The following is a 13334-nucleotide window of genomic DNA, read 5'->3' as shown; positions in this document are numbered from 1 at the left end:
CATCGTTGGGAAACGAGGAGTAAGAAAAATGAAAAAAATCAACATCGCTATTGATGGTCCTGCGTCATCTGGGAAAAGCACAGTGGCAAAAATCATCGCGAATGACCTGGGATTTATTTATACGGATACTGGTGCCATGTATCGAAGCATCACGTATTTAGCTTTAAAAACGGGCTGTTCACTTGAAGATGAAGCGGCGATCGCTGCTTTGATCGATCAATACCCCATCACTTTTGAACCGACTGAACACGGTCAAGAGGTCTTTGCAGGAGGAGAGCAAGTCACAGAAGCGATCCGTCAGCCAGAAGTAACCAACGCAGTTTCGAAGGTGTCGGCATACCCTGCGATCCGCGAAAAACTCGTCCAACAACAGCAGATGATCGCTAAAGATGGCGGTGTCGTGATGGATGGCCGCGATATTGGTACGGCGGTTTTACCACAAGCAGAAGTCAAGATTTTTCTGGTAGCAAGTGTGGAAGAACGCGCACAGCGCCGTTTTAAAGAAAATCAGCAAAAAGGGATCAAAACCGATTATGAGACGTTGAAAGAAGAGATCCAGCAAAGAGATTATCTGGATTCTCACAGAGAAGTCTCCCCTTTGAAACAAGCGGAGGATGCGGTTCGAATCGATACGTCTGGTTTAACGATCGAGCAAGTCGTCGAAGCAATCAAAAAAACCATCAAAGAAAAAATTGATTAACAAAAACAATGGGTGTTCCCCATTGTTTTTTTATTTTTCGAAACCAAAAGATGAAAGTGAGTAAGAAAACAGAGGTGAAAAGACTTTTTTAACGAAAAAACCGTAGTTTTTTAGGAAAATAAGAGAAATCGCTTTATTTTTTTTTCATTCTATTTTAAACTAAAAGATGTAGTGCAATTATTGCAGAATTGTTGGTTAGGAGGACATGAGAGATGACAGAATTTGAAAATAATCAGGTTGAGAGTGGAAATGAATCAATGGAAGCCGCTTTAGACAATTTCCAAGAAGTAAAAGTTGGAGATATCGTTAAAGGTGAGGTATTGGCCATTGAGGATAAACAAGCGATCGTAGGGATCGAAGGCGCCGGCGTTGAAGGCGTTGTTCCTGCAAAAGAATTATCAACTTTACCTGTTGAAGACATCAACGAAGCAGTCAAAGTTGGGGATGTCTTAGAATTGGTTGTGATTTCAGCAATTGGTAAAGACAAAGAAAACGGCAGCTATCTCCTTTCTAAACGTCGCTTAGACGCGAAAAAAGTTTGGGAAGATATCGAAAAAGATTTCCAAGAAGGAAAAATCATTGAAGCACCAGTCACCAACGTCGTTAAGGGCGGGTTAGTGGTTGATGTAGGTGTTCGTGGGTTTGTCCCAGCATCAATGGTCGAAGACCATTTTGTTGCGGATTTCGAAGATTACAAAGGGAAAACATTGACCTTCAAAATCGTTGAGATCGAGCCTTCAGAAAACCGTTTGATCCTTTCTCATAAAGCAGTTGTCGAAGCAGAAAAAGCAAAACAAAAAGAAGCTTTATTAGCTGATTTATATGAAGGACAAGAAGTAGAAGGAAAAGTAGCGCGTTTGACCGACTTTGGTGCCTTCGTAGACCTTGGCGGCATCGATGGACTTGTCCATGTCTCTGAAATTTCTCATGGACATGTTGGCAAACCGAGTGACGTTTTATCTGTTGGCGATACCGTCAATGTGCGTATCTTATCTGTTGATGCAGACAAAGAACGTGTGTCACTTTCGATCAAAGACACATTGCCTGGACCTTGGACCAATATTGAAGAGCAAGCGGCTGTTGGCAGTGTCTTGACAGGGACTGTTAAACGCTTGACAAGCTTCGGTGCGTTTGTGGAAGTCTTCCCAGGTGTTGAAGGGCTGATCCATATTTCACAAATCTCCCATAAACACATTGCGACACCACATGAAGTCTTACAAGAAGGTGATGAAGTGCAAGTGAAAGTGCTTGAAGTGAACCCTTCAGAACACCGAATCGCATTAAGTATCAAAGCATTAGAAAAAGCCGAAAACACCAACGAAACACAAGAGGTTTCAGAGGACGACTATCAATTGCCAGAAGAATCAACTGGTTTTACTATGGGTGATATCTTAGGTGATGCCTTAAAAGACAGCGACGAAGAGTAATTGTATGCCATCAGCTTATAACGATTCGATGTTTGAATTTGTTATAAGCTGGTTTTTTGTTTGCCAGGAAAGCTTGCAACTTTCCATGGCTTTAGGTAAACTAAGTAAGATTGAATACAAGAAGCAGCGTACAAGGACTGCTTTTTTAAATGGAGGGTAAAAAATGTCAAATCCAACAATAGCGATCGTTGGACGTCCGAATGTGGGGAAATCGACCATTTTCAACCGGATAGCTGGAGAACGAATTTCGATCGTTGAGGATACTCCAGGAGTGACCAGAGATCGTATTTATGCCACCGGTGAATGGCTAGGCCGTGAGTTTAGCGTAATCGATACAGGTGGGATCGATTTAAGTGATGAGCCGTTTATGGATCAAATAAAGCATCAAGCAGAAATCGCCATCGATGAAGCAGATGTCATTGTTTTTATTACGAGTGCTCGTGAAGGAGTAACCGATGCTGATGAGCTTGTGGCTCGTTTGCTGTACAAAAGCAACAAACCCGTGATTTTAGCCGTCAACAAAGTTGATAATCCCGAGATGCGTACCGACATCTATGAATTTTATGGTTTGGGTCTAGGCGATCCATACCCAATCTCAGGAAGTCATGGATTAGGGATCGGGGATGTTCTTGATGAAGCAGTCAAACACTTCACCAATGAAGCAGAAGAAGAAGATGATTCCATCATCAAGTTTAGTTTGATTGGTCGACCAAATGTCGGTAAATCCTCTTTGATCAATGCAATTCTTGGGGAAGAGCGAGTGATCGTTTCTGATATCGAAGGAACGACTCGTGATGCGATCGATACCCATTTTACCAGCGAAAGCGGTCAAGAATTTACCATGATCGATACCGCCGGCATGCGTAAAAAAGGGAAGGTCTACGAGTCTACTGAAAAATACAGTGTCATGCGGGCGATGCGGGCCATTGAACGCTCAGACGTCGTCTTGATGGTCTTGAACGCTGAAGAAGGGATTCGCGAGCAAGACAAACGGATCGCTGGCTATGCCCATGAAGCAGGCCGTGGAATCATTATTGTTGTCAATAAATGGGATACATTGAAAAAAGAAACGAATACGATGCGTGATTTTGAAGAAGAAATCAGAGATGAATTCCAATATTTGGATTACGCGCCAATCATTTTTGTTTCCGCAGTGACGAAACAGCGCTTGAATAAGCTGCCGCAATTGATTGAAGAAGTCAGCATGAATCAAAACATGCGTATTCCATCTGCGTTGTTGAATGACGTCATTATGGACGCTGTGGCAATCAACCCAACCCCAACAGACAAAGGCAAACGTTTGAAGATTTTTTATGCGACGCAAGTAGCTGTCAAACCGCCAACTTTTGTTATTTTTGTCAACGAAGAAGAACTGATGCATTTCTCTTATGCACGTTTCTTAGAAAATCAAATCCGCAAGGCATTCACTTTTGAAGGAACGCCGATTCGGATCATTCCTCGCAGAAGAAAATAGAGATTTTATCATACTTTGTTTCTTTTTACAAAGAAATCTGTCCTTTTCTAGAAAAATGGGAAAAAACCAAAAAAAAACCCCCTAAAAACGTTAAAATCCTTGATATTACAAGGTTCTTATGATAACGTTATATCAGAATATTGATGGTAATCAATATTTGACAAAAACCTTGGACCACTCAAGATTTTTGTTGATGCATGACATCAAAAAAAATATCAGGAGGTGAAACCATCCATGGCAAATAAAGCAGAATTAATCGAAAAAGTTGCAGCAGCTACTGACTTAACTAAGAAAGACGCAACTGCAGCAGTAGACGCTGTATTCTCAACAATTCAAGACGCTTTAGCTAACGGTGAAAAAGTTCAATTGATCGGCTTTGGTAACTTTGAAGTTCGTTCTCGTGCAGAACGCAAAGGACGCAACCCACAAACTGGTGAAGAAATCAAGATCCCTGCTAGCAAAGTACCTGCATTCAAACCAGGTAAAGCTCTTAAAGACGCAGTGAAATAATTGAGTCTTGTAGAAACCCTTGAGTAATCAAGGGTTTTTTCTTTTGTCTAACTAGGGACTGCCACCATGCAGGCGGATCGAATGGGAAAAGAAACGGTTATTATTGTCAGAAAATTCAAAAATATTTTTTGTTTTTCTTTTGGTCTAAAAAAAACAAGGGTTGCGGGCACACCTTAATTCTCAAGCAAGAATAAAGGTGATTTAAAAGTCATTTTTATTAAAAGAAGCAAGTAATTAAATGACATCTAATGTGAGAAAGGGTTCCTTGGAATTGTCATTATTGAAAAAAATTCAGAAAATTCGTTGACAAGTGTTTTTGCAAAGGGTATATTGGTAAACAATTACAAGAACGTTACTATTTCTAATGAAGGAGCCATTTTCTATGCGCAATTTTAATCAATATTTATTAGTCATTATTATTGATACCAGGACTTAGAACACGGAAGCAAAAATTATCCGTTTGTTTGAGTCCTATTTGCGTAAGTAAAATGGGATTCTGGCAAAGCATCCCAGTTTTTTATAACCGGGATGCTTTTTTTTATTCCAAAATGCAGGAGATGATGAGTGTGAGAAGTGATCAGATTAAAAAAGGGATCGATGCAGCGCCAGCTAGGAGTCTGCTCTATGCCACAGGACAAGTAAAAAATATCCATGACATGAACAAGCCATTTATTGCGATATGTAATTCCTATATCGATATTGTGCCTGGACATGTGCATTTACGGGAGTTAGCAGATATCGCTAAGGAAGCGATTCGTGAAGCTGGCGGCATCCCTTTTGAGTTCAATACGATCGGTGTGGATGATGGCATTGCGATGGGCCATATTGGCATGCGTTATTCGCTACCCAGCCGAGAATTGATCGCTGATTCCGCAGAAACCGTGATCAATGCTCACTGGTTTGACGGCGTATTTTATATCCCGAATTGCGACAAGATCACTCCTGGCATGATTTTAGCAGCGATGCGGACGAACGTACCGGGGATCTTTTGTTCTGGGGGTCCGATGAAAGCCGGTATTGATCCACGGGGCCACCAGATAACCTTGTCTTCCATGTTTGAAGCCGTGGGGACTTACAAGACTGGCAACATGACGAAAGAAGACTTTGAATTTATGGAGCAAAATGCCTGTCCGACTTGCGGTTCCTGTGCAGGGATGTTTACTGCCAATTCAATGAACTGTCTCTTAGAGATCTTAGGATTGGCAATGCCAGGCAATGGTACGATTCTTGCCGTGTCTGAAGAACGACGAGAACTAGTTAGACAAGCCGCCTTTAAGTTGATGGATCTTGTTGAAAAACAAGTGAAACCTCGAGACATCGTGACCAAAGAAGCTATTGATGATGCCTTCGCTTTAGACATGGCGATGGGGGGTTCCACCAACACAGTGTTGCATACCTTAGCGATCGCCAATGAAGCTGAGATCGACTATGACTTAAGACGGGTCAATGAAATCGCTAAAAGAGTGCCTTATCTCTCAAAAATCGCGCCATCATCAGCCTATTCGATGCACGATGTTCATGAAGCTGGCGGCGTTTCGGCAATCATAAGGGAGCTTTGTGATATCGAGGGAGCGATTCATCCTGATCGACCGACTGTCACAGGCAAGACGTTACGAGAAAATGTCGCTGAAGCGAAGATCCACAACGAAGAAGTTATTCATCCCAAAGAAAACCCGTATAGTCCTGTGGGTGGTCTATCGATCTTGTACGGTAATATCGCCCCAGAAGGCAGTGTTATCAAGGTCGGTGGGGTCGATCCAAGTGTCCAAGTGTTCAAAGGCAAAGCGATCTGTTTTGATTCACATGATGAAGCAGTTGCTGCCATCGACAATCATACCGTACAAAAAGGACATGTTGTAGTGATCCGCTATGAGGGACCAAAAGGAGGACCAGGTATGCCAGAAATGTTGGCGCCTACCTCAAGCATCGTTGGGCGTGGGTTAGGCAAAGATGTCGCCTTGATCACCGATGGCCGCTTTTCAGGAGCGACCCGAGGAATCGCCGTTGGCCATATTTCGCCAGAAGCCGCTGCAGGGGGGCCATTAGACCTTGTCAACGATGGCGATGAAATCATTATTGATTTACCAAATCGAACGCTGAATCTGCAAGTATCCGATGAAGAGCTTGCCCAGCGTGCGCAAGAACGACCGAAGTTTCGTTCAAAAGTGAAAAAAGGATGGCTTGCACGTTATACCGCTTTAGTGACTTCTGCCAATACGGGCGGGATTATGCGAGTACCTGATGAGGAGGAGTAGCAATGGAAAATATCGAGTATCAAGCATCGCATCTAAGGACTGGCGCACAAGTATTAGTGGACAGCTTACAAGAGCAAGGCGTCGAAATGATCTTTGGCTATCCGGGCGGCGCCGTCCTGCCGTTATATGATCAATTATATGATGCAGAGATTCCGAATATTTTGACGCGTCACGAGCAAGGCGCGATCCACGCCGCTGAAGGCTATGCCAAAGCTACTGGCAATGTTGGGGTCGTTTTAGTGACGAGCGGACCAGGTGCTACAAATGTCGTCACGGGCATTGCCGATGCTATGAGTGATTCCGTACCATTGGTAGTTATCACAGGGCAAGTGGCGGTACCAGGAATTGGCAAAGATGCCTTCCAAGAGGCGGATATTCTGGGTATCACGTTGCCGATCACGAAGCACAACTACCAAGTCCGCTGTGTCGATGAGCTGCCAAAAGTGATCGCTGAAGCCTTCCATATCGCTTCCACAGGGCGAAAAGGACCGGTTGTCATCGACCTTCCGAAAGATATTACATTACAAGAAACCGCTGAAACCTGCTCATTGCCGATCACAAGGAAAAGTTATCAGCCGACGGCAGAGCCATCCCGTCTGCAAATCGAAAAACTGATGCAAGTCTTGGAAAAAGCTCAGCGACCAGTGGTACTGGCGGGTGCAGGCGTGATCGCTGCTGAAGCTGCAGCTGAACTAAATGCATTTATTGCCAAGTACAAGTTGCCGACAGTGACAACGTTGCTTGGCTTAGGCTTACTGCCAAGTGATCATCAATTTTTCTTAGGCATGGGCGGTATGCATGGCACCTATGCGGCGAACATGGCTTTATCAGAAGCTGATTTGATTATCAATATCGGCTCTCGCTTCGATGATCGCCTAGCAACGGCCGGCAGTCAGTTCGGCAAGCAGGCGATCGTTGCTCATATCGATATTGACCCAGTGGAGATCGGCAAGATCGTAACGACAAAGATCCCAATCGTCGGCGATGCCAAGGCTGCTTTGCAGCAAATGCTGCGGTACCCACCAACAAGAGGAACCTGGACGACTTGGTTGGATCTATGCCAAAAACGGAAAAAGGAAAAACCTTATCGCTATGATCGCACTCAGACACAAGAGATCAAACCACAAAAAGTCATCGAAGAAGTAGGGCGTTTGACCAAAGGAGAGGCTTACGTCATCACCGATGTTGGTCAGCATCAAATGTGGGTCGCGCAGTATTATCCTTTTCGCTTTCCCAAACAATTGATCACCAGTGGCGGACTAGGGACGATGGGCTATGGCATCCCTGCAGGAATCGGCGTTCAATTTGCTCATCCAGAAAAAATGGTTGTGGTGTTCGTTGGCGATGGTGGATTTCAAATGACGAACCAAGAATTTGCGATTTTGAATGAGTATGGCTTGAATGTCAAATTTGTGTTATTGAACAACTGCTCTTTAGGAATGGTTCGCCAATGGCAAGAAACATTCCATGGCAAGCGGCGCTCTGCCTCCGTTTTTGCGCAGCAGCCTGATTTTGTCAAACTGGCACAGGCTTATGGCATTGAAGGCTGTCGGATCGATGCGCCAGAGCAACTGGTTGATCAATTGGCAGCAGCTTTTTCTCAAGCAGGGCCGCAGCTGATCGAAGTAATGGTCTCGCCATCTGAGCATGTGCTGCCGATGATCCCACCGGGGAAAGCCAATCATGAAATGATGGGGGTCTAAGGGGATGAAACGGGTATTAGCAGCAATCGTCCATAATGAAGCAGGTGTTTTGAGCCGTATCACGAGTGTCTTGAACCGTCGTCAAGTCAATATCGAGAGTATCTCTGTCGGTACGACAGAACGACCAGAGTTTTCACGTATGACGATCATTGTCAACGTGAACGATTTGGCAGAAACAGAACAAGTGACTAAGCATCTGAACAAGCAGATCGATGTCTTGAAGGTTTCTGATATTACAGAAGTTCCTCATATCGAACGGGAGCTGGTGCTGATCAAAGTCAATGCGCCAACCACAAGCCGTTCGGAGATCCAAGCAGTGATCGATCCATTTCGAGCACACATTGTCGATGTGGCACTAAAAACAATCGTTGTGCAAGTTGCTGGCGATACGAAAAAGGTAGAAGCGTGCATCGAGGTTTTACGTCCATACGGCATCAAACAATTGGCACGGACGGGTGTCACTGGCTTTACAAGAGGGTAAGTGCAATTTTGAATTGCTTAAAATAAAGAAAGAATTCGGAGGAAACAAGTATGGTAAAAGTATATTACAACGAGGAAGTTACAGATAATTTAGGAGACAAGAAGATTGCGATCGTCGGCTACGGCTCTCAAGGGCACGCTCATGCGCAAAATTTACGGGACACAGGTCATGAAGTCTTTATCGGCATTCGTGAAGGAAAATCAGCGGAAGCCGCAAGAAACGATGGATTTGAGGTTTTCCCAGTAGCCGAAGCCGTTCAAAAAGCGGATGTAGTCATGATCTTGGCACCCGATGAGATCCAAGGATCGTTGTATAAAAATGAGATCGAACCGAATCTTTCTGCGGGCAATGCATTAGCATTTGCTCATGGTTTCAATATTCATTTTGATGTGATCGCGCCACCAAAAGAGGTGGATGTTTTTCTAGTTGCGCCAAAAGGACCAGGTCATTTGGTGCGTCGAACCTTTACCGAAGGGTTTGCGGTACCAGCCTTGTTTGCAGTTTATCAAGATGCGACTGGTAACGCACAAGCAACGGCTTTATCCTATGCAAAAGGCATCGGTGCCACACGGGTCGGCGTTTTGGAAACGACCTTTAAAGAAGAGACCGAAACCGATCTTTTCGGTGAGCAAGCCGTACTTTGTGGCGGTTTGACCAGTATGATCGAAGCGGGCTTTGAAACATTGGTAGAAGCGGGGTACCAACCGGAATTGGCTTATTTTGAAGTTTGTCATGAATTGAAACTGATCGTTGACTTGATTTATGAAGGAGGCTTCAAAAAAATGCGCCATTCGATCTCGAATACGGCTGAGTATGGTGACTACGTTTCTGGTGCTCGGGTGATCACTGCACAAGCCAAAGAAAACATGAAAGCCGTATTGACAGACATCCAAAACGGCCAATTTGCGAAAGGATTCATTGAAGACAATCAAAACGGCTTCCCTGAATTCCATAAAATGCGTGAGGAAAACGGCAATCATCAAATTGAAAAAGTCGGCAGCGAGTTACGGAAAATGATGCCGTTTGTTGCGAAAGATTAGGAGGGACGCGTTTGTTGGTGACAGTTTCTGCAATCGAACAAGCCTACGAGCGACTACGGGGAGCAGTTAGTCATACGCCGCTGCAGTATGATCGCTTTTTATCTGAGAAGTATCAAGCGACGGTCTTGTTGAAGCGAGAGGACTTGCAAAAAGTCCGCTCCTTCAAATTACGCGGTGCCTACTATGCGATCACCCAGGCAGATCCTGAACTGACTCGTCGTGGCGTCGTCTGTGCCAGTGCCGGGAACCATGCGCAAGGTGTTGCTTATACCTGTCAAGAACAGCAGATCCGAGCGGTTATTTTCATGCCGACAACGACGCCACAGCAAAAAATCGCGCAAGTCCTCTTTTTCGGTGGAGATTATGTCAAAATCGAATTGGTGGGAGATACGTTTGATGCGGCAGCCCAAGCGGCTAAACACTTTGCAAAAGAACAGCAAATGGCTTTCATTGCTCCCTTTGACGATCCTAATATTATCGCAGGACAAGGAACCGTTGCTGTGGAGATGCTGGCGGATGCTGAAAAAAAACAAGTAACGATCGATCTGGTCGTGGCAGCGATTGGCGGGGGCGGCTTGATCAGCGGAACCGCAGCCTATTTGAAAGAAAAGCAACCGAAGATAAAAGTTGTTGGAGCAGAACCTGTAGGGGCAGCCTCGATGCAAGCCGCCTTTGATCATCAAGGACCAGTGGCACTGGAGCATATTGAAACCTTTGTGGATGGTGCAGCGGTCAAACAAGTCGGAGCTCAAACCTATGCCCATGCCAAACGCTACGTGGATCAATTGGTAGCTGTGGAAGAAGGCGCAATCTGTCAAACGATTCTGGAATTGTACAGCAAGCAAGCGATCGTCGCTGAACCAGCTGGTGCCTTGAGTGTGGCAGCTTTGGATCTGATCAAAGAGCAAATCAAAGGCAAAACAGTCGTCTGTATTGTGAGTGGCGGTAACAATGATAGTTCCCGTATGGCAGAGATCGAAGAGAAATCACTGATCTATCAAGGATTGAAACATTATTTTATCGTCAATTTCCCACAACGTCCCGGTGCGTTGAAGGAATTTGTTAGCCATGTATTAGGTCCCGATGATGATATCACTAGGTTTGAATATACAAAAAAAATCAATCGTGGAACAGGACCAGTAATGCTGGGAATCTTGTTGAAACACAAAAAAGATCTCCCCGCATTACTGTCACGAATTGAACAGTTTGACCAAAACTATATCAACCTTCAGCAAAATCAATCACTCTACTCACTTTTGGTTTAAGAAAAAACATGATTTTCCTTTGGAAGAAGAGGAAATCATGTTTTTTGCTTTTTATCGGATCGTTGAACCAATCACAGGAAAATACTTCCTAATCATTAGCGATTTAGTAGGTGTTTAAGCGGCTTCTTGTTATAATAGGAAGTAGTAGCAAAGGAGTGAGCCGATGGAAGCTGTTTTTTTCCGAAATGAACAAGAAACCCAAATTTCTTATGGTGAAACACTAGCATCGGTCATGAGAGAACAGTCGATCGAGCCGCAGCAGGTGACCATTTTGACGAATCAGCGCTATTATGACCGCTTTTCAGAAAAATTGACCCGCCTGTTTTTGCCACGAGAGGTCAATTGGTATATTTGTACCAATCAAATGTATTGCAACAACTTTAGCGAGTTTAAAGCTGCAATGGATTTCTTCGGTCGCTTTTCAAAACAAGAGCCGCTGTTGATCGTCGGTTTTGGCAATGAAGGCGTGTTGGCATTGAGCAGTTTTATCCACGCGACGTCGGTTCTGACGACACAGCTTTGGCTGATTCCCGTTTCCTTGCGGGCCTTAGCTAAAAGTGTGAAAGAAACAGCGATCGTTGTGAAAAAGCCAGATATCCCGATGCTGGAAAATCCTAATACACCCGAATTTGTTATTTACGATCAGACGATCGCAGAAAAACAGATCGATGGGAAATTGGTCGATTTTTTGACTCTGATTCGTTGTGGCGTGCTTGCCGATAGTGAGTTTTTAAAAGAGCTTTATCGAACCTATCCCAGTCATCAGGCGTTGATGAGACATTCGTTGGCTGCGTATACCGATCGGTTGATCCAACTATACCAGCAATCAGGCAGTGAATTGGAGGAGTTTGGCCAACTCTTTGCTGATGCTGCTTATCGAACGGAAAATGGGCACTTGCTGTCTGATGCGATGAAATTATTCTTTGGCTTTTTGTTTCATTTTATGTGGACCGTCCAGCAGCAGCAATTGACTGTCGATCTGCCCGTGTTCTGCCAATGGCTTGCCCGATTGGGGTTTCCTATCGAATTGCCCGAGTCTTTTTCATTAAGCGAATATTTCAGTCATGTACTGGAATTGCAGCAAAAAGAAAAAAAACTGTTATTTTTGGCAAAAGTTGGTACAATAGGGGGCAGAACAAAAATCGAGGAAAAAGATCTCGTCCAGACGATGGAGACTTATCAGCGATTAATCAATGAGATTCGAGGGGTTTAAATGGAAACATATAGTGAAAAAATGTTAAAAGCATTAGCCGCGGAAGAACTGGCTGAAGCACAATTAAATTTTACCGAAGCTCTGCAAAAAGATGATGATGAGACATTAGGCGCTTTAGGTGATGAACTATTGCAGATCGGCTTTTTGGAAGAGGCGAAAACGTTATTTGAAACCTTGCAGCAACGACATCCTGATAATGAAGCTTTGCTGCTTCCTTTAGCAGAAATTGCGATGGAAGAAGACCAGATCGAAACGGCTTTTGCCTATATTGATCAAATACCACCGACCAGTGAAGCGTATTTGCAAGCCTTGCTATTGAGTGCGGATCTTTACCAATTGATCGGTATCCCTGAAGTTAGTGAAGCCAAACTAAAAGAAGCGCAAAGCATTGTGCCAGATGAACCTTTGATACGGTTTGCCTTAGCTGAGTTAGCCTTTTCGACTGATCGCTATCAAGAAGCCGTTGACCTTTATCAAGGATTGCTGGAAGAAGAAATCACGGATATTTCGGGGATCTCGATCGTTGAACGGACTGGTACATCATTGAGTATGGCGGGCAAGTTTGAAGAGGCATTGGAATATTTTGAAGCAAGCCTAGAAGACGAACAGACCGATGAGCGTCTTTTTCAAACAGCTTTAGTCTATTTGCAGCTAAAAGAAAATGAACAAGCGATTCGCTACTTGCAGCAGTTGCGGGTCATGAATCCGCAATACCGTGCCTTGTATCTTTATCTTGCAGAAGCATTGCAAGAAGAAGAGCAGCTGGAAGAAGCGCAGCGTGTGATCGAAGAAGGGATTCATGAAGATCCATATCAAGTGGATTTCTATCATTTTGCTGCCGAGAATGCTTACCGACTTCATGACAGTGAAGCAGCAGAATCATTTTTACTAAAAGCATTGGAGACTGGTGACAAAGAAGATGATACGTTACTGACCTTAAGTAATTTATACTTGAATGAAGAGCGTTGGCAAGAAGCGATCTTGACCATCGAACGAATGGAAGACGATGAACAGCCGCATGCCCTTTGGAATTTGGCGCAAGCGTATAATGCGCTGGAAGATTTTGACAAAGCAGCAAACTATTACGAAGAAGCCAATGCTGATTTGCATCATGAGCCAGCATTTATGAAAGAATATGGCATTTTCTTACGTGAAGAAGGGCGTTTACCTGAAGCACTTCATTTGCTGCAACATTATTTGGCGCATGAGCCAGGTGATTTAGAAGTACAGTCGATCGTGGAGGACTTATTAGAAAGATAGGTGAGA

Annotated in this window: 11 protein-coding genes; all 11 read left to right on the top strand. The window is 44.2% G+C overall.

Annotation, left to right across the window (positions count from 1 at the left end; genetic code table 11):
• Positions 1-28: 28 nt before the first annotated feature.
• The 11 genes from cmk to ACI3E5_RS11035 all read left to right on the top strand — a co-directional run bounded on the left by cmk (position 29) and on the right by ACI3E5_RS11035 (position 13328).
• The gene (gene cmk, locus ACI3E5_RS11085; RefSeq protein ID WP_010749236.1) at positions 29-700 is read left to right on the top strand and encodes a (d)CMP kinase; all 672 of its coding nucleotides are present in this window, start codon (positions 29-31) and stop codon (positions 698-700) included.
• Positions 701-912: 212 nt separating this feature from the next.
• Positions 913-2127 carry a 30S ribosomal protein S1 gene (gene rpsA / locus ACI3E5_RS11080; protein ID WP_005229333.1) on the top strand — a complete coding sequence of 405 codons (1215 nt, stop codon included), beginning with the start codon at positions 913-915 and terminating at the stop codon, positions 2125-2127.
• A gap of 163 nt (positions 2128-2290) precedes the next feature.
• On the top strand, positions 2291-3601 hold the full coding sequence (gene der, locus ACI3E5_RS11075) for a ribosome biogenesis GTPase Der (protein ID WP_005231911.1): 1311 nt from the start codon (positions 2291-2293) through the stop codon (positions 3599-3601).
• A gap of 234 nt (positions 3602-3835) precedes the next feature.
• Complete coding sequence (locus ACI3E5_RS11070; RefSeq protein ID WP_003126821.1) at positions 3836-4111, top strand: non-specific DNA-binding protein Hbs; 276 nt, start codon at positions 3836-3838, stop codon at positions 4109-4111.
• Positions 4112-4677: 566 nt separating this feature from the next.
• On the top strand, positions 4678-6366 hold the full coding sequence (gene ilvD, locus ACI3E5_RS11065) for a dihydroxy-acid dehydratase (RefSeq protein ID WP_325845613.1): 1689 nt from the start codon (positions 4678-4680) through the stop codon (positions 6364-6366).
• A 2-nt stretch (positions 6367-6368) separates the two neighbouring features.
• The gene (ilvB, locus tag ACI3E5_RS11060) at positions 6369-8069 is read left to right on the top strand and encodes a biosynthetic-type acetolactate synthase large subunit (protein ID WP_498821696.1); all 1701 of its coding nucleotides are present in this window, start codon (positions 6369-6371) and stop codon (positions 8067-8069) included.
• Positions 8070-8073: 4 nt separating this feature from the next.
• Positions 8074-8550, top strand: a complete 477-nt coding sequence (gene ilvN / locus ACI3E5_RS11055) for an acetolactate synthase small subunit (RefSeq protein WP_005229349.1) — start codon at positions 8074-8076, stop codon at positions 8548-8550.
• 50 nt (positions 8551-8600) lie between these two features.
• On the top strand, positions 8601-9590 hold the full coding sequence (gene ilvC / locus ACI3E5_RS11050; protein ID WP_005229350.1) for a ketol-acid reductoisomerase: 990 nt from the start codon (positions 8601-8603) through the stop codon (positions 9588-9590).
• 11 nt (positions 9591-9601) lie between these two features.
• Positions 9602-10855, top strand: a complete 1254-nt coding sequence (ilvA, locus tag ACI3E5_RS11045; RefSeq protein WP_034695989.1) for a threonine ammonia-lyase IlvA — start codon at positions 9602-9604, stop codon at positions 10853-10855.
• A 163-nt stretch (positions 10856-11018) separates the two neighbouring features.
• A complete protein-coding gene (locus tag ACI3E5_RS11040) occupies positions 11019-12068 on the top strand; it encodes a hypothetical protein (RefSeq protein WP_325845614.1) in 1050 nt (349 codons plus the stop codon).
• On the top strand, positions 12069-13328 hold the full coding sequence (locus ACI3E5_RS11035) for a tetratricopeptide repeat protein (RefSeq protein ID WP_115232576.1): 1260 nt from the start codon (positions 12069-12071) through the stop codon (positions 13326-13328).
• The last annotated feature ends 6 nt before the right edge of the window (positions 13329-13334 follow it).

The sequence above is a fragment of the Candidatus Enterococcus avicola genome, from assembly GCF_047470845.1.
GTDB classification, from domain to species: domain Bacteria; phylum Bacillota; class Bacilli; order Lactobacillales; family Enterococcaceae; genus Enterococcus_D; species Enterococcus_D casseliflavus.
The sequence above is the reverse complement of the archived record's forward strand: the minus strand, read 5'-3'. Positions and strand labels throughout refer to the sequence as shown.